Source organism: Flavobacterium sp. 245, assembly GCF_004362055.1.
Taxonomy (GTDB): Bacteria; Bacteroidota; Bacteroidia; order Flavobacteriales; family Flavobacteriaceae; genus Flavobacterium.
In genome coordinates this window covers 114,182-135,117 of record NZ_SNXB01000008.1, presented here as the reverse complement: position 1 = coordinate 135,117, position 20,936 = coordinate 114,182, and the positions used below count along the sequence as shown (strand labels likewise).

The following is a 20,936-nucleotide window of genomic DNA, read 5'->3' as shown; positions in this document are numbered from 1 at the left end:
ACAAAAGAACTACAACCATTTCGTTGTTATTTATAATCATTTTAAAATAGAATGCATATACGTATTTTTACGTATAAATTTAGTATAGCCAATCTAAAAAATTGCTTTACAGTCACTTTCTCCTAATTTTAATACGTATTCAGATTACTAAAAATTTATCATATTGTTATTTTATTCAAAGTTTTGATTTGTTTTCTTCAAAAGTGCCGGCTGTACTTAATTTTATCTAAGCAAAAAATTGTCATTCCATAACATAGTTTTACCTTTAGCGGCTCAAAAAAATAAGAATGAAAACAGGAATTGATGCTATCTCTTTTGATGTAGCAAACATACATTTACCCATAAAAACCTTGGCTGTTGCCAGAAATATTGAACCAGAAAAATTAGAGAAAGGTCTTGGATTACTAAAAATGACTTTTCCGGATGTTCATCAGGATGCTGTTGTTTTTGGAGCGAATGCTTTAACCAAACTAATCCTTGACAATAAAATCAATCTTAATGAAATAAGCCGAATCTATGTTGGTACCGAAAGCGGCATCGACAGCTCTAAACCAATTGCTTCTTATTTAATTAATTTAATGGAGCAAAAGTTTGGCGAAGATTCATTAGTAGAATGCGACGTTGTAGATTTTACTTTTGCTTGTATTGGGGGTGTTGACGCTTTGCAAAACTGCCTTGATTTTGTAAAATTGAATCCGACTAAAAAAGCTATCGTTGTTGCAACTGATTTTGCAAAATACGATTTAAATTCAGGCGGAGAATATACGCAAGGTGCCGGAGCTGTTGCGATGTTGGTAACTGCAAACCCAAAAATCATTGCTTTTGATGACAATTGGGCAACAAGTACAAAAGGTGTTTTTGATTTCTTTAAACCATACAGAACTATCGCTAAAGAAGAAATTACAAAAAACAATAACAACGATTCGTGGTTTGACAATTTAGAAGCCGAAATCGAAATCCATAAAGACCAGCCGGTTTTTGACGGACAATATTCCAATCAATGTTATATGGATCGTACGCGAAATGCTTATTTTTCATTCAAAAAATCAAAAAACGCTACTGAAACTTTATACAACAGTTGGCACAGTATTGTAATGCACTTGCCCTATTCTTTCCAAGGTCGCAGAATGTTATCTGAAATTTACGCTTTAGATAATGCCGAAAAAATTATTGCCGACGATATTGCTCCTGCAGATTATCAAACAAAAATTAAAGAAGTAGCAAAATCTGAAGATTACAAAAGCTTTGTAACAGAGAAATTACAACCTGCAGAATTGGCTTCTTCATTAATTGGAAACCTTTACACCGGTTCTATTTTCATGGGATTATTATCTACTTTGGCTCATTTTTATGATACAAACAAAGAAGTTTCCGGAACTAAATTCGGTTTTTTAGCTTATGGAAGCGGATCGAAATCGAAAGTTTTTGAAGGAACGATTCAGCCCGAATGGAAATTGGCTTTAGAAAACGTGAAGCTTTTTGAAAATTTAGGTGAAAGCGTAGAAATAGATTTCAACACTTACGAAAGCCTTCATAAAAAAGAACAAAAACAAAGTGTTAGAACTCCTAAAAATGAATGGATTCTTGACCGAATTGAAAAAGAAATTCCAGTTTTGATTGGGGCGAGATATTATAAATGGATTGACTAAAGTTCCAAGAAACACAGAAACCGAAGCAAAATTGCTTCGGTTTTTTTTATGCGTAAAGTTTGTCATTGCGAGGAACGAAGCAACCGTACTAGCAATGATACATGATGTTATATACCGGATGAGATTGCTTCGTTCCTCGCAATGACATTGCAACTGTTTCACTAGTCCTTCTTATGTTGTTCTGTATAAGTTTGATTTCCTTTAAGAGCTTCGTCATGCACGTGCATTCCGTTTGACATTCCGAGCATAAAGGCTGTTATTATTAAAAGCAGTTTTCTTTTTATCCAATGAAGTGGTCGCCTAGATTGCTCTAAACGTGTTTTATTTTTGTGTTTATACATTTTAAAAATGATAAATGATTAGACATTATTTTATCATCTTATGCGTTGAAGCGCATAAATGCGCAGAAAAAACTAAGCGCTGTATAAACTTTTATATAAATTGTTTGAAGTGATTATTTCATTTATAAAAACAGATTGATTTATAAATGAAGTTAGTTTTTGACGAAGTAAATCCTGAAGTTTTAGCAATTTATTAATTTGAAAAGTAAAGACATATTCGGTTTTAAGAAAATTTAAAACAATTGAAAATCTTGTTTTACCAAAAGATACAACCTGATCAAATTTATATAAACGAGAATTTCTAATCTCAAATTCTTTTCCAAAAGCAACTTGCGAAACCTGATAATATTCTACTGATTTTGACTGAGAATCTATTGTACAATCCGTCGCAATCATAGCAAAGACTAGAAAGAGCGAAAGAAAGTATTTTAGATTTTTATTCAATTTGTTTTGTTTGAGTCTGTCAGTAGAACGAAAATACGAATTAAAACAATAGCCACAATTTAGCTTCATTTATTTTAGGCACGAAATCACAATGCCAATAAAGTTTCTTTATAATTTTTTGACACAGGAAGTTCTATTTGGGTCAAAATAATTGTGTTTGCATTTCTCCAGGATTTAAAATGTATTGGATTTATTAAATGTGAACGATGAATTTGCATTAAAAAACCAAAATCTTTCTGTACATTTTTGAGTGAAGTCCGTAATAGTTTTGAAGTTAGCTTTCCGTTCTCTGTATAAAAAATTTCAACATAATTTTGTGCATTTGAAATGCAAACCAAATCTGCTTTATTTATTTTTAGAATATCTAATTTATTTTCTCCCTTAAATATTAAAATATCATCTTTTACGGGAATTAGTTTGATTAAATATCTTCTTGCCAAAATAATTACGGGAGTCAAAATTAAAGCTACTTTAATAAATATGATCAAAAAGAATTCTGAAAATTTATATCCGCCTTTTAAAATTGGGCTTTTGTAAAAAGCAAAAATCCCAATCAGGTACATTAAATGAAATAAAAAAATGGCTGTTATTTCTAAACTAACATTCCACTTTCCAATTCTTTCATAAAGGCTTTTTTGAATAAAAGCTAAAAGTCCATAACATAAAAAAGCCACTGCACTAAAACCAGAACTAATTAAAAACCAAGCTTGAAAATTTATAGTTCCATCATCAAAAGGTTTTATGATGAAGGCAAAAATGAAAAGCCATAAACCAATCAGTAAACCGATTACAAGATTATGCTTTATGGAGATGTTGAGCTGTTTCACTTTTTGATTCAATTTTAAAGTTTCATTTCCATAATGGGCATGAAACGGTTTTTTATGGAAGTTTCAAATTCTCCAATTTTTACAAATCCCATTTTGGAGTAAAATTCCGCAGCATTTGGTTCTGAATCGAGTATGATTTTTTCTATTTTTTCCTCTTTTATTCGGGCTACAAAATCAAGAAGCAAATATTTTCCAAATCCTTTTCCAATATATTCCGGCAAGATAAATAAATTATCAAGTTTTACAGTCTTTTCATTTTCAAAAAGATAGGAATAATAACCTATAATTAAATCGTTATCTATCAATTTGAATGTATTATTGTTTCTAATATAATCCTGAGAAATGGTCAAATTTTGATCCCATTTTTGAATTTGTTCTGCTGAATATCCCCAATATGCTTTTGACTTTTTGGTTATTGCTGTGAGGATTTCGTTGTCGAGTATGTTGGCTTTTTGAATTATCATTGGTTTGAAAAATGTGTGAAATTAAAATCGACTGAAACTTTAACAAAGTCTTTTTAATGCAATCTTGTCATTTCGACGTAAAGAGAAATGACAAATCATGTGGATATACATTGTGATTACTTATAAATCGTAAATTTATTATCTTTTACAATTCAAACTATAACTTACATTTGGATCTTTAAAGTAGCTCCATTTAGAATTTGCATAATCAACATTATCTACAATAATACACGAAAGGTTCTTATTGTTTTTAAAATCTATCAACACTGTACCAAAATTAGCGTAATTACCATTTTTTAAATTCAGACTTACAAGATTATTTGAAGAGCAATCGAGATATGCTATTTTTAAGTTTTTAGAGATATCTACACGTTGCAATTTATTTGCCCTGCAATCTAAATTGAACAACTCTAAATTTCTAGAAATATCCAATTCATAGAGTTTATTTTCAGAGCAGCCTAGAAAATTAAGTTTCAAATTTTTGGAAACATCAATCTTCTTTAATTCATTAGTATTTAAATATAACTGCGACAAGATTACATTTTTTGAAGTATCGAAATTCTTTATTTTATTTTTACTGCAATCCAATAATTTTAGCTTCAAATTTTTCGAAACATCAAAACTGTTTAATTGATTTCCTGCGCAGCTTAAAAACTCTAATTCTAAATTTTTAGAAACATCCAAAACTGCTATTTGATTGACAAAGCAGTTTAAAATAGTTAAATTGACATTTTTCGAAACATCCAAACTTTTTAATTTATTGTCTCTACAAAACAACTTATTTAAATCCTTATTCTTCGAAAGATCCAAAAACTGAACTTGATTGGAAGAACAATCCAAATACCACATTTCTAAATTATTAGAAAGATCCAAACTCATTATTTTATTTTTGTAACAATCTAAATGTGAAAGATTTAAATTCTTAGAAATATCCAAAATTGTTAATTTGTTATCGTAGCATTCTAAATATCTTAACTTCAAATTTTCAGACACTTTTAAACTAGTTATTTTATTTCTAACACATGTCAATCTCCACAAATTCAAATTCTTAGAAACATCTAAGCTCGATAGTTCATTTTCAGAACAGTTAAAATCCTCTAACGCAGTAAAATCCTGAATTCCAGTTAAATCTGAAATTTTTGAAGTATAGATTTCAAGTTCTTTTATTTTATTGATCGATTCTGTAAGTACTTTTCCATCAACATCACCAGAATCGTGACCTTTTGCAATTAGAGCCCTCTCAAAATTGGCATCAGGAATTAAAGTATACTGTGAGTAAACAACTGTATTTATTAATAGCAGTAAAAATACTTTTAATTTCATTGAATCTTTTTATTTTTTATTTGAATAAAATCGAAATCCGCTTCTAATTCACTACTCAAATTCGCGACAGCTTTTCTCATTAAAACAAAAAGTAAGACAATTAGTGAAATATAAAGAATGGTTATACTTCTAAAGAAAATCAAAAATGATTCTGGAAAATGAGAATGCCCAAAAATTGAAAATCCAACATAAAGAACCAGAAACACTATTGGCGCATAAACATTGCTATGGTTAAAAGCAGTTACTGAAGTACTTATTGAAACAGTATTGTTCTTAATATTAATTTTTCCAATTGCAATCGAACTATTATTATTAAAAAGTTCATAGCGTTTTCTTATTCTGAAATTATCCTTATAAACAGATCCAATATAATCATTATCACCATCAATGTATTTATCAAACTGCCTCGAAAAAAGATCACTAGAATTACCTTTGTCTACAATTTGTTTAAGGTTATCAAAAAAAACATCTTTATCAATTTCTAACTGATACTCAAATTGTTCTCTCAGTTTTAATTTTTCAAAAATTGCTGCCATTCTATTCGCTGTGTGATTTATTTATAAGGTTAGGTTAAAATATCTTTTACTATTTATAGTACATATGATTTCAAAATCTGCGAGACAATATACAAAATCTACAATTGAAAAATTATTCTCTTATGCGACAAAAAATTTCTTTTAAATCCAAGATTCGCGTGAGGGATAGAGGCGGTATCCTTTTATGAAGCGGAGCGAAATAAAAGATATAGCCGAAAGCCCGACCCGGAGGGGCACGCCCTTATTAAGCTTCTAAGATTCTGAGTTGCTAAGCTGCTGAGATTTTCTCAATATTTTCATTTCGACGGAGGAGAAATCCCCGCAAGTAGCTCCGCAATGCATTTCCTCATTTTTGTCGAGCTACTTGCGGGGATTCCTCGTTCCTCGGAATGACAAAAATGGTGTGCAAACAAATAATAAAACTTTAAGAAATCAACTGTGCGCCACTTATTCAAAAATCACTAATTTTGAAATTCGAAGTTCAAAAATTAAGTTATTATGAAATATCATCAAATAAACAGCGCTCTTTTTGTAAAAAATCGCAGAAAATTCACGGCAGAAATGAAACCTAATTCGGTTGCCGTTTTCAACTCAAATGACATTTATCCAATTAGTGCCGACAGTACTTTGCCGTTTGCACAACACCGCGACATTTTTTATCTGAGCGGTGTAGATCAGGAAGAAAGTGTTTTACTTTTGTTTCCGGATGCGCCTTATGAGCACCAAAAAGAAATTCTTTTCCTAAAAGAAACTAACGATCATATCGCAGTTTGGGAAGGTGAAAAACTAAGCAAAGAACGTGCTTTTCAGGTTTCGGGAATCAGAACGGTTTATTGGTTGCAGGATTTTCATAAAATTTTGAACGAAATGATGACGTATGCTGACACCATGTATATCAATACAAACGAACATTACCGCGCAACAGTTGAAACTGAAACTCGCGAAGCTCGTTTTGTAAAATGGTGGAAAGAGCGCTACCCTGCACACAATGTTGCGAAAAGCAACCCAATTTTGCAGCGCATTCGTTCTATAAAAGAAAGCGAAGAAATCGATTTGATTCAACACGCTTGCGATATTACAGAGAAAGGTTTCCGCAGATTGTTATCGTTTGTAAAACCAAATGTTACGGAATATGAAATCGAAGCTGAATTGGCACACGAGTTCATTCGTAACCGTTCGAAAGGTTTTGCTTACACACCAATTATTGCTTCGGGAAATAATGCGAATGTTTTGCATTATATTGAAAATAATCAGCAATGTAAAGCTGGAGATTTAATTTTATTAGATGTTGCAGCCGAATACGCCAATTATTCAAGCGACATGACAAGAACAATTCCGGTTTCGGGACGTTTTTCTGATCGTCAAAAAGCGGTTTATAATGCAGTTTTGAAGGTTAAGAATGAAGCTACAACAATGTTGACTCCAGGAACGCTTTGGAAACAATATCATATTGAAGTGGGCAAAATTATGACTTCTGAATTGCTTGGTTTAGGTTTATTAGACAAAGCCGATGTTCAAAATGAAAACCCGGAATGGCCAGCTTACAAAAAATATTTCATGCACGGAACTTCTCATCATATGGGACTTGACACGCATGATTACGGATTGCTTCACGAACCAATGAAGGCAAATATGGTATTTACGGTTGAGCCTGGAATTTATATTCCTAACGAGAAATTCGGAATTCGTTTAGAGGACAATGTTGTAGTTCAGGAAAAAGGTGCACCATTTAACTTAATGAGAAACATTCCGGTTGAAGTTGACGAGATCGAAACTTTGATGAATGAATAATTTCGTGATGAAAAAGATTTTTCTATTCCTTTTTCTAATTATTACTGCAAACACTTTCGCTCAAACCGAAGGTTATGCCGTAAATAATGACGGAAGCAAAACCTATTACAAAACATTCGGGAAAGGCGAACCGCTTTTAATTATTAACGGCGGTCCAGGAATGAATAGCAATGGATTTGAGGACATGGCTAAAGTTTTGGCCGAAACACAACAAACCATTATTTACGACCAAAGAGGAACCGGGAAATCAAAACTTTCAAAAATAGATTCTAAAACCATTTCGATGAAAATGATGGCAGACGATATTGAATCTTTGCGAAACCATCTTAAAATTAAAAAATGGAACATTCTTGGGCATTCTTTTGGTGGCATGCTGGGTTCGTATTACGCAACTGTTTATCCAAATAGTATTGACAAACTGATTTTATCATCTTCTGGTGGCTTAGATTTAACTTTACTGAAAGGCCCGAATCTGATTGAACGTAATTTAAGCAAAGTCGAAAAAGATTCTATGGATTACTGGAATGATAAAATCGAAAAAGGCGATACTTCACACAGCGCTCGTTTAGCTCGAGGAAGGGCAATGGCTCCGGCCTATGTTTACGATCGAAAATATATTCCGATTATTGCAGAAAGATTGACTCAGGGTAATTCGACAATAAACGGTTTGTTATGGGCAGATATGCAGCAAATGAATTTTGATTGTAAAGCCACATTGAAAAGCTTTAAAAACCCAGTTTTAATTATTCAGGGAAAAGAAGATATTATAAGTAATGAAATTGGAGAATTGGCACAAAAGACTTTTCCAAATTCGAAACTAATCCTTCTGGAACATTCTAAACATTATGGATGGCTCGATGCGAGAGAAAAGTATTTTAGCGATATTAATTCTTTTTTAAAATCTTAAATTAAAAAATGGCTTTCAGAAATGGAAGCCGTTTTTTTTTTAAAACCATATAAAAAATATAAAGTTCATTTAATTTGAGCTCGATTAGGTAAATTTTTAACTGAAATGAACTTATATTTCTCATATGGTTTTACCTTTTCTATCTTTGTACTTTACAATTTAAAAATACCGTTTTGAAAAACATTCTATATAAAAACACCAAAATATCATTTACAGATTCAGGAAAAGGAAATGCAATTGTATTGCTTCACGGCTTTTTAGAAAACAAAAAAATGTGGAAAGAGTATGTTGACCTTTTCTCAGAAAAATACCGTGTAATCACAATCGATTTATTAGGCCACGGAGAATCTGATTCTTTGGGGTATGTGCATGAAATGGAGGAAAATGCCAATGCTGTAAACGAAGTTTTGGAACATTTGAAAATTGAAAAAGCTACTGTTTTGGGACATTCTATGGGGGGGTATGTTAGTTTGGCTTTCGCCGAATTGTATCCGCAGAAAATGCAAAAATTAGTTTTATTGAATTCAACATCTAAAGAAGACAGCGCCGAGAAAAAACTAAACCGAACCCGCGCCATAAAAGCCGTAAAACAAAATTATATTGGCTTCATAAGTTTGGCTATTGCGAATTTATTTAGTGAAAACAATAGAATTCGTCTCGCAGAAGAAATTGAAAAAGTAAAAGAGCAAGCTTTAAAAACACCTTTGCAAGGAATTGTAGCTTCTCTTGAAGGAATGAAAATACGAAAAGACAGAGAATGGCTTTTACATGAAAATCGGTTCCCGGTTTTATTGATTTTAGGCAAAAAAGATCCTGTTTTAAACTACGAAGAAAGCCTTGCCCAAATTGAAGACACAACAGCAGAATTGATTTCTTTTGAAGATGGACACATGAGCCACATTGAAAACAAAGAAGAACTGAAAGCAATTTTAGCCGATTTTTTCAATTAAAAGATAAATGTTTTAAAAATCAGAAAAGGCCATTTCGAATAAACATCGAAACAGCCTTTTCTTCCTTTTGTGGGGGCAAAAAATTATAATATGGCAATAATGTCTTTACTTAATTTAGACAAAGTCGCTCTAGTTAATCCAAAATTATTTTTTAATTATTCTTTGTTGGAGATTCCCATTACCCACATTTTCAAGTACATCAAAAAATTTGCACCTGTGTTCCCTATCATTTCTCTTAAATTATACAGACTTGTATTTCCTTTAAGAAGCACCAAAGATATTTCAATTAACATAATTGCTCGATAAACACTTGTTAAAAAAAACTCCAAGCCTAACCTTTTGAATCACTTTTATTTATCACATACTTATTAGCTTTTATAAAAAGAAGATGCGCAATAAAAAACAACAGAAAAAATAGATTTTCTTAAAAACATAACAATTTCTTTCATAAAATTCATTTCTGATTTTAAGCTTAAGCACGAACTTTCTACTAGAGAAAGTTTTTTCATCTTTTTGCAGAAAAAACACAAAAACAAAAACAAATTGAGAAGTAATTTTTAGTCAAAATGCAAAATTGAAAAAGTTTATATTTTTATAATTTGAAACAGAAAAACAAATAACACCGCCACACAACGCACTAAAAACAAGCAAATTATAAAAAACAACTCCATTAAAACATGCTTTTTAAAAAGCTAAATTACTAAGATATCCCTTTTCAATAAGTTCTTTTCTTTCTTTTATTTGATGTGTCTTTCCATCTTTTATCAAAACGAGTCTATTTGCGATTTTTATTACATTCTGATAGTTGTGGTCCGTAATGATAATTCCTTTTTTGTTTAAGCTTGCTCTGAGCATTTCGTTAATAATTTCAATCATCAGTGGAGAAAGTCCATTATAAGGCTCATCGAGTAAAACAAACAAAGAAGAATTATTAAGCACCATTTTTATTTCAAGGTAACGCAATTCCCCGCTCGATAAATGTTTGATCTTTTTCTTTAAAATTTTTTCAATAAATTCATCATTGCAAAAATTAGCTCTTTCTACTTTATCGATTGACAAGGAAATTGCTTTTCGTACAGACAAATGATTTGGAATAAATCGATCTTGATCCAAATAACTGACTTCATTCATCAATACATTTTTAGTATTCAAAGAAACTGAATTGATACGAATACATCGATCAGGAACAGATTCAAGTCCAGCAATAATTTTCAATAAAGTGGATTTTCCAGAGCCATTTCGCCCGAGCAATCCAATAATTTCTGATGTTTCACATTTCAAAAAAACATCCGAAAGAATTGTCTTCTCCCCAAATCTTTTTTGAATACCGCTTATTTCTAAAGTGTGGCTCTTCAAAATAATTTATTTTTTAAAAAAATCATAAAACCAAATAAAACTGCAGTGCAAAATGTCATAAAATAACTAAAAACCAAAAGCTGGATTTTAGAAACTCCGTTATTCACATAAAATAAATAATCATTTTTACGGTAAAATTCTTTATAACTTATACTAGCCAAAAAACCAAAGCTCAGGAAAAAAATAAAGAAACAATCAGGACCTCCTAAGAAAACGGCAATTGCACAAAACATCAAATTAAAAGGCAATGTAGTTTTATAAAACTCAAATATGTTTAATATCTTTCTCATTGTTAGTCTGTTTTTTCTTCAAAAGGAATTTTAACATCAAAAATTTCACTTAAAAGCAAAACAATTTCCTCCAAATAAAAATCCAGAATTTCTTTAGAGACCACCATATCCAAGTCTTTTTCTTCTTTAAATCCAAAAGGCAGAAATCCAGATTTTAAATTCTTAAAAGAAATAATTCCAACTTCAATAGGCAGACTTCCAGCCTGCTTTTCAAACATAAACGCATAAGCAAGAACTTGAATAATTTTATCGTTTTTAAGCTCTCTGGTCAATCCGTTCCAAGTTTTCAGTATAACATTTCCTTTTTCAACTTTTCCAGTCTTATAATCGATAATTCTTATTTTTCCGTTTCGCTGTTCAATACGGTCAACATTTCCTTTTATAAGAACAGGAAATGGCAAACTCGAATGCATCAGTTCACGTTCGTAAGTTTGTTCTAAAGCGATGATTTTAATTGCGTCTCCATTCTTAATTGCTTCCAATTCCATTTTAAGAAAATTAAAAACATTTCGTTTTGCAACTTCAAAAGCTAAAAGATTTCGTCCTTTCTTAATTTCACCTTCTTTATAAACGAGTTTAAATTGTTTTAAAACCTCTTCATCCAGAAGTTTAAAACAATTTGCAATATCTTCTTCCGAAATAAACCTGCCAATAAAAGGTTCGTAAAGTCCTTTTAAAGTTTCATGAATAATTGTTCCAAGAGTATTAAGAGCAATATTTTCCTCAACTTCTTCCACTTCTCGAATTCTAAGGATTTTTTGAAAATAAAAATCAATCGGATTCCGAATATAACTGGTCAATGCCGAAGGCGAAAAACCCGTTTGAGCAATTTCTTTTAAACGCTCCATAACCGCCTCTGATTTTGGAATTATCATTGGCTTGTTAGCAGTGGCAGGCAAAACCGGATTGTAAATATCAAAAGTCAGATTGTGTTTTGGCTGTCTCTCAACTTCTAATTGTGTAATAAACCTGCTTCTTTCACCAGCATCTAACCCATCATTTTCGGTATTATAAATAAGATAAATATTTTTTGCCCTTTGTAGCAGATGATAAAAATGATAGGTATAAATAGCATCCTTTTCTTTAAAAGTAGGCAAACCCAGCTCCCGTTTAACATCATACGGAATAAACGAATTTTGAGATTTTCCAGCTGGAAATTTTCCTTCATTCATTGAAGTTATAATTACTGTGTCAAAATCCAGAACACGGCTTTCTAAAACACCCATTATTTGTAGTCCCCGCAAAGGTTCCCCTTCAAACGAAACTTCAGCAACATCGATAATTTGTTTGTAAATTGCATGAAGCGTATCGATATTGTCAATCTGATGATGACTGGTATAATAATTAATTAACTTATTTATTACTTTGAAAACTGCATAAACAAAAGATTTCGCAATTTTTTCTTCTTCGTTATCTTTATCAAAATTTTCTTTGATCAAAAGCAAAAGTGACGAAATAATTTCAAGAACAGCTAGTGAGTTATTTTCCCATTTTTTAAACAGTAAATCAAATAAAGGCGAAGTATTAGTATTTAATTCGATGATTCTATTTTGCGAAATAAATGTGTAATTATTCTCTTTAATAATTTTGACCAAATGACTTGCATTCGCGTACGGAGCAACGAGCGGATGCGTCAAAACATCCAGAACATCTTTATAATAAAACACATAGCTTTCGCCCTTTCGAGAAAGCGCATTTGTATGCATTTTAAACAATTTAGCAATCAATATTTGCGACGGATTGTTTTTTCCAGAATATCCCATTGTTATATTCAGAGCACCAACAGAAGAAGGCAATGAGTACAAAACAGGAATAAGCAAGTTTTCTTCGCCTAAAACAACAGCCACTTTATCTAATGCTCCAGCAGGATTTTCAGAAATTATTTTTTCAATAATACTTCCCGCTATTTTTGCTTGGCCAATGGTTTTTGGCGAACCAATGACTTGAATATTTTTTGACTGTGAAAAATCATCTACAATCCACTCAAATGGATGTGATTTGTAATGCTTCCAGCTTTCTTTAAATCTTCTCACAAAAAGACCTGCATCATGATAAGGGTCATTTAAAAAAGTCTGGTCTGAATCCCAATAAATTTTAGCCTGATCCAGAGCCAATAAATGTTGCACTATTTTTTCTTCAGCCGCATTTAAAGCATTAAAACCTGCAAAAATAAAAGACCGATTTGAAACTGTATTTGAAAAATGATTAAGATTATTTACAGCTTCCCGATAAATCAAACCTTGATAACCAATTCCTTTATTCAACAAGTGATTATACAATGAATCGTAATACAAAGGAAGTAGTTTCCAGAAATCAATATACTTTTCTAAAAGCTTTGTTTTATTTTCGACTTCAATACCCCATTTTTTTATATCCTCAATATCTTTCAAATAAGAAAGAACATGAAGAGGGTCTAAAAGATATCTATCAATTTCATTAAAATCCTGCAAAAGTGTTTTTGCCCAATTAGCAAATAATTCAAATGACTGCTGATGCTGTTTTTCAGTAACAGACAAATAAACTTCATAAAACTCGAACAAAAGCTCAATTGAATCTACTGAACGAATTGAAGCAACATCTTGAACAAAGTCTTCAATACTAATTATTTCTGGTGACAGAATAGTTTTTTGAGTTTCTTTTTTTAAAGCTTCTATTAAAAATACTTTAGCTCTTTTATTAGGAAGGATAATAGTAGTTTCCGCAAGTTTTGTTCCATAATTCTGAATAACTATGGCAGCGATTTTATCTAAAAAAGAGTTATTTATCATTTCATAAAAATAAAAAAAGCCATTCAATTAAGAATGGCTTTTTAGTATTATTTACAAAGTAAATTATAGTTTACCTTGGTATTTAGAACCAATATGTCTAATTTCAGTTCTTCTGTTTTGTGCTTTACCTGCAGCAGTTTTATTGCTTGCAACTGGCTGAGAAGCTCCAAATCCTTTAGACTCTAAGTTTTCTGGATTAACACCTCTTTGAACTAATGCATCTAATACAGCTTTAGCTCTGTCCTCAGAAAGTTTTTGGTTGATTTTAGCAGAACCTGTACTATCTGTGTGTCCTTCAATAGAGAATTTCGCGTTTGGATAGTTTTTAAGGATTTCTTTAATTGCATCTAATCTAGCTGGAGTTTCTTTGTCTCCTGTTTTGAAAGTAGCTTTACCTGAGTTGAAGTAAACCGCTCTTGCTTGAACTTTAAGATCTTCTAAAGCCTCAGAAGTTACTTCTGGACAACCTCTGTTACTAGCAGGACCGTATACTGTAGGACAATCGTCATCTTTATCAGCAACACCATCTTTGTCAGCGTCTAAGAAAGGACAACCACCGTTTTCTTTTGGACCAGCAACTGTAGGACATTTATCATCTTTATCAGCGATTCCGTCTCCGTCAGTATCAGGACAACCTTTTAAAGCAGCTAAACCAGCAACATCTGGACAAGCATCATCTTTATCAGCAATTCCGTCTCCGTCTGTATCAGGACATCCGTTTAATGCAGCTAAACCAAATACATCTGGACAAGCGTCAGAAGCATCAACGATTCCGTCACCGTCAGTATCAGGACATCCGTTGAATTGTTTTAAACCAGCAACATCTGGACAAGCATCGTCTTTGTCGTAGATTCCGTCTCCGTCAGTATCTTTACCTCCGAATTTGAAAATAAGACCTGCAGTGTGTTGAAAGTGAGAAACAGCATCTGGAGTTCCAGAAGCATCTTCTCTCTCTCCGCTTACAGCCCATTTGTATCTTGTAGCTAATTCAAGACCAATAGCATCAGTAAACCAGAAAGTTAAACCAGCACCTGGATTAACAGTTCCGTAGCTGCTATCTCCGAAGAAAGTGTAACCACCACCAACAGATAACGAAGGATCAATCACTTTAGATTTGATTAACTCTTGGAAACTGTATTTGATAGTAGCATCAATTCCGTAGTACATTAAGTCACCAGGATTAGTTACAACGTTCCCTCTAGAATCATGTCCTGGAGCAGCTGGATTAAAAGTAACATATTTATCAATTTTGTTTACAGATCCTTGTAAACCAACAGAGAAACCGCTACCTACGTATCTACTTACACCAATGTAAGATAAAGAAGGAAGAATATTCCAGTTGTCTTTAACAGCAAATGGCTGAGAGAAGTGTTGATCAAAGAAACCACTTCCTGAACCAGAACTTGTTCTAGTATCAACGGCATTAACTCCAAATGAGATAGCCCATGGATTGTTACTGTCTTGTGCGTGAGAACTTAAACCCATCACCATCATCACAGCAACTAAAAGTTTGTTAAGATGTTTCATACTTAATTTTTTTAATTACAATTTAGTTAATTACAAGCAAAAGTAACACCAAATTTTTTAAATACAAAATGAAATGTTAAAAAAAACCTACAAAAATTTACAGAATGTGGTAATTATATAACTTTTAACATTTTACCTGTTAATGTAAAGGCTGCGATCGCCTTATCTAAATGTTCTTTAGTGTGAGCAGCAGAAAGCTGTACACGTATTCTCGCCTTATCTTTTGGAACTACAGGAAAAAAGAATCCAATAACATAAATTCCTTCTTTTAATAACTCATTTGCCATAGTTTGTGATAATTTTGCATCATACAACATAACCGGTACGATTGCCGAATCACCATCAATAATATCAAAGCCGGCTTTTTTCATACCTTCTTTAAAGTAATTAGTATTCCACTCTAATTGATCTCTTAACGAAGTATCTTTTTCTAATAACTCAAAAACCTTAATTGAAGCACCAACAATTGCAGGAGCTAATGAATTAGAAAACAAGTAAGGTCTTGAACGCTGACGCAATATCTCAATAATTTCCTTCTTCGCAGTTGTATAACCACCCATAGCACCTCCCAAAGCCTTACCTAAAGTACCAGTTATAATATCAACTCGTCCCATTACACCTTTAGCTTCAAGAGTTCCTTTTCCTGTAGCACCAATAAACCCTGCTGCATGGCATTCATCAACCATAACCATTGCATCATATTTGTCGGCTAAGTCACAAATTTTATCTAGGGGAGCAACCAAACCATCCATAGAAAAAACACCATCGGTAACAATTAATTTAAAACGAGCTCCAGCCTCATTTGCCTTGATTAATTGTTGCTCCAAGTCTTCCATATTACTATTTTCATAGCGATAACGAGCCGCTTTACACAAACGAACTCCATCAATAATAGAAGCATGGTTCAAACTATCTGAAATAATAGCATCATTTTCTCCTAGCAAAGGTTCGAAAACACCACCATTAGCATCAAAAGCCGCAGCATACAATATAGTATCTTCAGTTCCGTAAAAATCTGCGATCTTTTTTTCTAATGTTTTGTGAATATCCTGGGTTCCACAAATAAAACGGACAGATGACATTCCAAAACCATGTGTATCCATTGCATCTTTTGCCGCCTGCACTACTTCTGGATGCGAAGAAAGACCTAAATAGTTATTTGCACAAAAATTCAAAACAGTCTCACCTGTTGAAATTTGAATTTCAGCACCCTGAGCTGAAGTTATAATACGTTCCTTCTTAAAAATTCCGTTTTCTTCAATTGTCTGCAATTCCGTTTGCAGATGTTCTTTAATTTTACCGTACATTTCCTTATATTTAAAACGTTAAAAAATTAACAGCTTACATTAAAAACAAGCCCTTTTTTCTTTAACATCTGATTAATTTTTTCACAAATTTACTACATCGATTTCGGTTCCTATATATACCAAAGCCTTTTTTAACACTTTATATCCTAAATCCTCAATAGCATCTTGATATTCCTGAATTTGCTGTTTGTATTTTGAATTTATTGCTCCAGTTTTATAATCAAGTAAATAAGCTTTTTTATCTTCCGTCAAAACAATTCTGTCTGGTTTAAGGATTTTTCCTTCTTTTTGAACTATTGTCTGCTCATTCAAAATTTTATTTTTACCTTCAAAACAAATGCTGATCTCTGGATGCCCAACAATATCCTGAAGTGTTTTCAAAACCTGATCTGCCTGATCAGACTTAATCAGTCCCTCTTCCATCGCTTTTATAATCGCCAAATCAACATCTGATTTATCTTTCACAAATGCCAAAATCTCATGAACAACATTTCCGTAAGATATTGCTTCCTGCTGATGCGTACCCCACATCAATGCTTCTCTTTGGGCAATTTTTATACTTTTAGGATTTAGAACTTCTTTTACAACCGGAATTTCTTTTACCGAATTAACTACTTCAAATGACGGAGACAATTTAACTCGGCTTCCAAATTCATATTCTAATTTTTCGAAATCATAAACACCTTGATGAATCAAGTATTTAATAAAAAAAGAAGCCATATTACTAGGGAACTCACCATCTTTTCGCTCTTTTAAAGATTGCGAAATAATGTACAACTGCTCCTCTGCACGCGTTAATGCGACATACAGAACATTAATATTATCCAAAAGCTCCTCTTGCTTTTTCAGATTAAAAACTGCTGAAGCATTTTCCCCAAAACCTTCAACAGCACTACTGTTATCAATTAAGGCTTTTGGAATATCTAAATCAGAATCTGTTGTGTCGAGCCATAATTTATCTTTTGGCTTCCTATTATAGTCTTCCTCAGCAAAAGGCATAATTACCACCGGAAACTCTAAACCTTTGGACTTATGAATCGTCATAACCATAACCGCATTGTTTCCTTCTGGAGAGGGTATACTGAACTTTTCAGCATTTTTATCCCAATAATTCAAAAAATCAGCAATTCCTGCCTGATTTCTCACATCTCTTTCAAGTACAATATCCAAGAAAAACTGCACATATGCATTGCCTTCGGAAGGAAGAATAAACTTGGCAATTATAATTTCTACAGCTTCATATAATGATTTTTTTCTCACATCTTCAAAAGACAATGAAACATCAAAAGATAAAAGCCATTTCTCAAAATCGGTTTCTATTTTCTTCGACATTCCCTCAGCAATAAAATCATGAATTTCCATTTGAGAATCTATGTTTTCAGCCAAAAAATGAAGAAAATTAGCTTTCGATTCTAAATCCGCGCTATTATTTAAGTATTTCAGAAGATGAATAATCAAACGAACTTCTGTTGCATTTTGTATCATCAAAGTTTCTGAAGACAAAAGCGGAATACTCTGCTCTGTTAAATAATTTGCAATTGCAATTCCCTGACCTCTTTTCCGGGTCAAAATCACAATGTCTTTATACTGAAAACCTTCTTTAAGAACTTTCAAAATAGTATTTAAAGTCGCTAAAACATACAAATCTGATTTTTCAACAACTTCTTCTTCATCAGCAAAATCATTCTTTTCAACAATCGGAAGAAATGAAATATTCACATAACCGCCTTTCTTTGAATTTGCATTTTGAAAACTATGATTTTGATACAAATCTTTATAATCTTCATTTGAAAATTCTGAAGAAATTAATTTGAAAAAAGAATTATTAAAATCAATAACCTCACTATAACTTCTATAATTGGTATCTAAATGTTTGACATTTTTTTCGTGATGAAAAAAAGGGACATCTTCTTTGCTCAACTCAATAAATTGCTCCGCTTTTCCTCCGCGCCAGCGATAAATGGATTGTTTTGGATCGCCCACAATCATCAAAGTACCTTTATTCCCTAGATCATCTAAACCAGAAAGCGAATTATCAATTAACGGAATTAGATTTTGCCACTGCATTTCTGAAGTATCCTGAAATTCATCAATAAAAAAATGGCGGTAACGTTCCCCTAAACGCTCATATATAAAGGGCGCAGGCTGATTTTGAATTTCGCGATGAATAATAGCATTGAATTCGGAAATAGAAAGAATATTTTGTTCTGACTGAATTTTCGCCAATTCATTACTTACCGTATTCAACAATGAAAGCGGTGTTATATTTTTAAGAAAGGCTTTATAAAAATCTCTTTTTTCGAAATTTTTATAAATCTTATCTAAAACCTGAAGCAATTCTGGAATAATATTTTCAATTAAAGTCTTGTCTTTGGCTGTTTTATTAATTGCAATATCATCAAATTCATGAAAAGTTTTATTTCTGGGATTGAATTTTCCGTCGCGAATACTTTCTAAATGATTCGGGAAAGTGCCACGCGAAAATGATTTTAAATCAATTCCGTTTTTATCAATCAACAACAGTGCTTCAGATGCCCAAGCTCCATTTTCAGATTCCAAATCTTTGCAGAGCACAAGCATTTTTTTCTTAATCTCAATAAATTCTTCAATTGATTTATCATGAAAATGCAAAATCTCGTTTCGATTATTTTCATTCAAAACCAATCTTCCTGTCTCTAAAATTTCACGAGAAACGTCCCAACTTTTATCATCATCGGTTTTTTCCATCGTAAAATCAATCAACAAATTGGTCAAAGTTTCATCTTGACCAGCTTGCGCAATGATGGCATCAACTGCCTCGATCAATAAATTTTCGGTATCAAGAGTGACTTCAAAAGTCATCGGAAGATTTAAATCATGCGCAAAAGCTCTGATTACTTTATGAGTAAATTTATCGATTGTCGAAATATCAAAAGCCGCATAATTATGAATTAAGTGCTTAATGATGCTTTGCGATTTAATTTTGATTTTAATAATCGAAAGCCCAGTTTCTTGGGACAAATCCTCCATTAAAGCAATTGCTTTTGCTGAAGGTTCTTCTTTGGCAAATTCAGAAAGACTCCCAACAATTCGGCTTTTCATTTCATGAACCGCTTTATTGGTGAACGTTATTGCTAGAATATTTCGGTAAGCATCATTTTTAGGCGAAGAAAGAATAATTTTCAGATATTCTTTAACCAATGTGTACGTCTTTCCTGAGCCGGCAGAAGCATCATAAATAGAGAAAGACGGACTTTGCATAATTTGATTTTTTTGTATTGTAAAAATAACACAATAATATTAGATGCCAATAATGAAAAATTCCAAATTCCAATATCTGCGTGCAATGAACACTTTCAAATATTAGAATTTGGAATTTATTTTTTGAATTTTAAAATAATTTATGCGTGTTTTGGGAAAGCTCTTTTATTAAAAACTAATAAAATACCAACTCCTGTAGAAATTGCAACATCGGCAACATTGAAAATTGCATTAAAAAAAGCAAAATGTTTGCCTCCGAAAATTGGAAGCCATGTTGGCAAATTTCCTTCCCAAATAGGAAAATAAAACATATCAACCACTAAACCATGAAACCAAGTTCCGTAAGGATTAGGAGAAAAAAGTGTTGCAATGTTATGCTCGCTACCGTCAAAAATAACTCCGTAAAAAACAGAATCAATAATATTACCGGCCGCACCAGCAAAAATCAAAGCAATTGCCACAACTAAATAAGTAGAATGACGTTTCTTAATAGCATCAGAAAGCCACCACCCGATTCCGAACACTGCGAAGATTCTAAAAACAGTTAAAATTAGTTTTCCATATTCTCCAGGAATTTTAGTTCCCCAAGCCATACCTTCGTTTTCAATAAAATGAATATTAAACCAATCAAAAACAGGAAACTCTTCGCCAAGCATAAAGTTTGTTTTTACATAAATTTTTGACAGCTGATCTACAATTAAAACTAAAAATATAAGGAAATACGCTTTTCGTAATGACATTTTATGAATTTTTGATGCGCAAAAGTAACAATTTAATCAAAAAAAACGCTCCTAAAGGAGCGTTAATTCTTTTGCAGTTTGCAAATATTATCGTTGCAAGTTTTTAGCTTCGATACTCATTGTAGCATGAGGAACGATTTTAAGCCTTTCTTTGCTGATTAATTTACCTGTTACTTTACAGATACCGTATGTTTTATTTTCAACACGGAATAATGCGTTTTTTAGATCGCGTATAAACTTTTCCTGTCTGATAGCCAACTGTGAGTTCGCTTCTTTAGACATTGTTTCGCTTCCTTCTTCAAATGCTTTAAAAGTTGGAGAAGTATCATCTGTTCCGTTATTCAAATCGTTCATGTAAGCACTTTTAATTAAATCCAGATCGGCTTGTGCTTTTTGTATTTTATTTTGAATTATTTCTTTGAACTCTGCTAAGTCAGCATCAGAGTATCTTGTAATTTCATCTATCATGGTATTTT

Annotated in this window: 18 protein-coding genes; 4 read left to right on the top strand and 14 right to left on the bottom strand. The window is 32.3% G+C overall.

The features are described from left to right. The first annotated feature begins 287 nt into the window (after positions 1-287). A complete protein-coding gene (locus tag EV145_RS15800; protein WP_133526168.1) occupies positions 288-1,649 on the top strand; it encodes a hydroxymethylglutaryl-CoA synthase family protein in 1,362 nt (453 codons plus the stop codon). 161 nt (positions 1,650-1,810) lie between these two features. On the opposite strand, the gene EV145_RS15795 is transcribed toward EV145_RS15800, so the two are convergent. The 6 genes from EV145_RS15795 to EV145_RS15770 all read right to left on the bottom strand — a co-directional run bounded on the left by EV145_RS15795 (position 1,811) and on the right by EV145_RS15770 (position 5,584). Beyond that, the gene (locus tag EV145_RS15795; RefSeq protein WP_133526167.1) at positions 1,811-1,990 is read right to left on the bottom strand and encodes a hypothetical protein; all 180 of its coding nucleotides are present in this window, start codon (positions 1,988-1,990) and stop codon (positions 1,811-1,813) included. A 72-nt stretch (positions 1,991-2,062) separates the two neighbouring features. After that, positions 2,063-2,503 carry a hypothetical protein gene (locus EV145_RS15790; protein WP_133526166.1) on the bottom strand — a complete coding sequence of 147 codons (441 nt, stop codon included), beginning with the start codon at positions 2,501-2,503 and terminating at the stop codon, positions 2,063-2,065. 17 nt (positions 2,504-2,520) lie between these two features. Beyond that, positions 2,521-3,261 (bottom strand): LytTR family DNA-binding domain-containing protein, encoded by a 741-nt coding sequence (locus EV145_RS15785; RefSeq protein ID WP_133526165.1) that lies wholly within the window; start codon positions 3,259-3,261, stop codon positions 2,521-2,523. Positions 3,262-3,275: 14 nt separating this feature from the next. Beyond that, positions 3,276-3,725 (bottom strand): GNAT family N-acetyltransferase, encoded by a 450-nt coding sequence (locus EV145_RS15780; RefSeq protein ID WP_133526164.1) that lies wholly within the window; start codon positions 3,723-3,725, stop codon positions 3,276-3,278. A gap of 138 nt (positions 3,726-3,863) precedes the next feature. Continuing rightward, on the bottom strand, positions 3,864-5,048 hold the full coding sequence (locus EV145_RS15775; RefSeq protein WP_133526163.1) for a hypothetical protein: 1,185 nt from the start codon (positions 5,046-5,048) through the stop codon (positions 3,864-3,866). Then, the gene (locus tag EV145_RS15770) at positions 5,045-5,584 is read right to left on the bottom strand and encodes a hypothetical protein (protein ID WP_133526162.1); all 540 of its coding nucleotides are present in this window, start codon (positions 5,582-5,584) and stop codon (positions 5,045-5,047) included. The genes EV145_RS15775 and EV145_RS15770 overlap by 4 nt, the downstream gene beginning before the upstream one ends. Before the next feature lie 498 nt (positions 5,585-6,082). On the opposite strand from EV145_RS15770, the gene EV145_RS15765 reads away from it, so the two are divergent. From EV145_RS15765 to EV145_RS15755, 3 genes are all read left to right on the top strand, one after another. Next, a complete protein-coding gene (locus tag EV145_RS15765) occupies positions 6,083-7,375 on the top strand; it encodes an aminopeptidase P family protein (RefSeq protein ID WP_133526161.1) in 1,293 nt (430 codons plus the stop codon). Beyond that, complete coding sequence (locus EV145_RS15760) at positions 7,368-8,282, top strand: alpha/beta fold hydrolase (protein WP_133526160.1); 915 nt, start codon at positions 7,368-7,370, stop codon at positions 8,280-8,282. The genes EV145_RS15765 and EV145_RS15760 overlap by 8 nt, the downstream gene beginning before the upstream one ends. Before the next feature lie 173 nt (positions 8,283-8,455). Further along, the gene (locus tag EV145_RS15755; RefSeq protein WP_133526159.1) at positions 8,456-9,232 is read left to right on the top strand and encodes an alpha/beta fold hydrolase; all 777 of its coding nucleotides are present in this window, start codon (positions 8,456-8,458) and stop codon (positions 9,230-9,232) included. A 684-nt stretch (positions 9,233-9,916) separates the two neighbouring features. On the opposite strand, the gene EV145_RS15750 is transcribed toward EV145_RS15755, so the two are convergent. The 8 genes from EV145_RS15750 to EV145_RS15715 all read right to left on the bottom strand — a co-directional run bounded on the left by EV145_RS15750 (position 9,917) and on the right by EV145_RS15715 (position 20,928). Beyond that, positions 9,917-10,588 (bottom strand): ATP-binding cassette domain-containing protein, encoded by a 672-nt coding sequence (locus EV145_RS15750; RefSeq protein ID WP_133526158.1) that lies wholly within the window; start codon positions 10,586-10,588, stop codon positions 9,917-9,919. Then, positions 10,585-10,878, bottom strand: coding sequence for a hypothetical protein (locus EV145_RS15745; RefSeq protein WP_133526157.1), 294 nt, complete (start codon positions 10,876-10,878; stop codon positions 10,585-10,587). The genes EV145_RS15750 and EV145_RS15745 overlap by 4 nt, the downstream gene beginning before the upstream one ends. 2 nt (positions 10,879-10,880) lie before the next feature. Next, positions 10,881-13,646 carry a PD-(D/E)XK nuclease family protein gene (locus EV145_RS15740; RefSeq protein ID WP_133526156.1) on the bottom strand — a complete coding sequence of 922 codons (2,766 nt, stop codon included), beginning with the start codon at positions 13,644-13,646 and terminating at the stop codon, positions 10,881-10,883. A 63-nt stretch (positions 13,647-13,709) separates the two neighbouring features. After that, positions 13,710-15,173 (bottom strand): OmpA family protein, encoded by a 1,464-nt coding sequence (locus EV145_RS15735; RefSeq protein ID WP_133526155.1) that lies wholly within the window; start codon positions 15,171-15,173, stop codon positions 13,710-13,712. A 113-nt stretch (positions 15,174-15,286) separates the two neighbouring features. Then, entirely contained in the window at positions 15,287-16,480 is a 1,194-nt protein-coding gene (kbl, locus tag EV145_RS15730) for a glycine C-acetyltransferase (protein ID WP_133526154.1), read from the bottom strand. 81 nt (positions 16,481-16,561) lie between these two features. Continuing rightward, positions 16,562-19,720: a UvrD-helicase domain-containing protein gene (locus tag EV145_RS15725; RefSeq protein ID WP_133526153.1), complete on the bottom strand. Its 3,159-nt coding sequence runs from the start codon at positions 19,718-19,720 to the stop codon at positions 16,562-16,564. 140 nt (positions 19,721-19,860) lie between these two features. Beyond that, positions 19,861-20,460 (bottom strand): lipoprotein signal peptidase, encoded by a 600-nt coding sequence (locus EV145_RS15720; protein ID WP_133526152.1) that lies wholly within the window; start codon positions 20,458-20,460, stop codon positions 19,861-19,863. An 87-nt stretch (positions 20,461-20,547) separates the two neighbouring features. After that, complete coding sequence (locus EV145_RS15715; RefSeq protein ID WP_026983623.1) at positions 20,548-20,928, bottom strand: TraR/DksA family transcriptional regulator; 381 nt, start codon at positions 20,926-20,928, stop codon at positions 20,548-20,550. Positions 20,929-20,936: the final 8 nt, after the last annotated feature.

Coding starts and splice junctions, on each gene's coding strand:
- EV145_RS15760 (WP_133526160.1), top strand. CDS start 7,368: ATGAATAATTTCGTGATGAAAAAGATTTTTCTATTCCTTTTTCTAATT.
- EV145_RS15770 (WP_133526162.1), bottom strand. CDS start 5,584: ATGGCAGCAATTTTTGAAAAATTAAAACTGAGAGAACAATTTGAGTAT.
- EV145_RS15800 (WP_133526168.1), top strand. CDS start 288: ATGAAAACAGGAATTGATGCTATCTCTTTTGATGTAGCAAACATACAT.
- EV145_RS15740 (WP_133526156.1), bottom strand. CDS start 13,646: ATGATAAATAACTCTTTTTTAGATAAAATCGCTGCCATAGTTATTCAG.
- EV145_RS15775 (WP_133526163.1), bottom strand. CDS start 5,048: ATGAAATTAAAAGTATTTTTACTGCTATTAATAAATACAGTTGTTTAC.
- EV145_RS15725 (WP_133526153.1), bottom strand. CDS start 19,720: ATGCAAAGTCCGTCTTTCTCTATTTATGATGCTTCTGCCGGCTCAGGA.
- EV145_RS15765 (WP_133526161.1), top strand. CDS start 6,083: ATGAAATATCATCAAATAAACAGCGCTCTTTTTGTAAAAAATCGCAGA.
- EV145_RS15795 (WP_133526167.1), bottom strand. CDS start 1,990: ATGTATAAACACAAAAATAAAACACGTTTAGAGCAATCTAGGCGACCA.
- EV145_RS15780 (WP_133526164.1), bottom strand. CDS start 3,725: ATGATAATTCAAAAAGCCAACATACTCGACAACGAAATCCTCACAGCA.
- kbl (WP_133526154.1), bottom strand. CDS start 16,480: ATGTACGGTAAAATTAAAGAACATCTGCAAACGGAATTGCAGACAATT.
- EV145_RS15720 (WP_133526152.1), bottom strand. CDS start 20,460: ATGTCATTACGAAAAGCGTATTTCCTTATATTTTTAGTTTTAATTGTA.
- EV145_RS15735 (WP_133526155.1), bottom strand. CDS start 15,173: ATGAAACATCTTAACAAACTTTTAGTTGCTGTGATGATGGTGATGGGT.
- EV145_RS15790 (WP_133526166.1), bottom strand. CDS start 2,503: ATGAAGCTAAATTGTGGCTATTGTTTTAATTCGTATTTTCGTTCTACT.
- EV145_RS15745 (WP_133526157.1), bottom strand. CDS start 10,878: ATGAGAAAGATATTAAACATATTTGAGTTTTATAAAACTACATTGCCT.
- EV145_RS15715 (WP_026983623.1), bottom strand. CDS start 20,928: ATGATAGATGAAATTACAAGATACTCTGATGCTGACTTAGCAGAGTTC.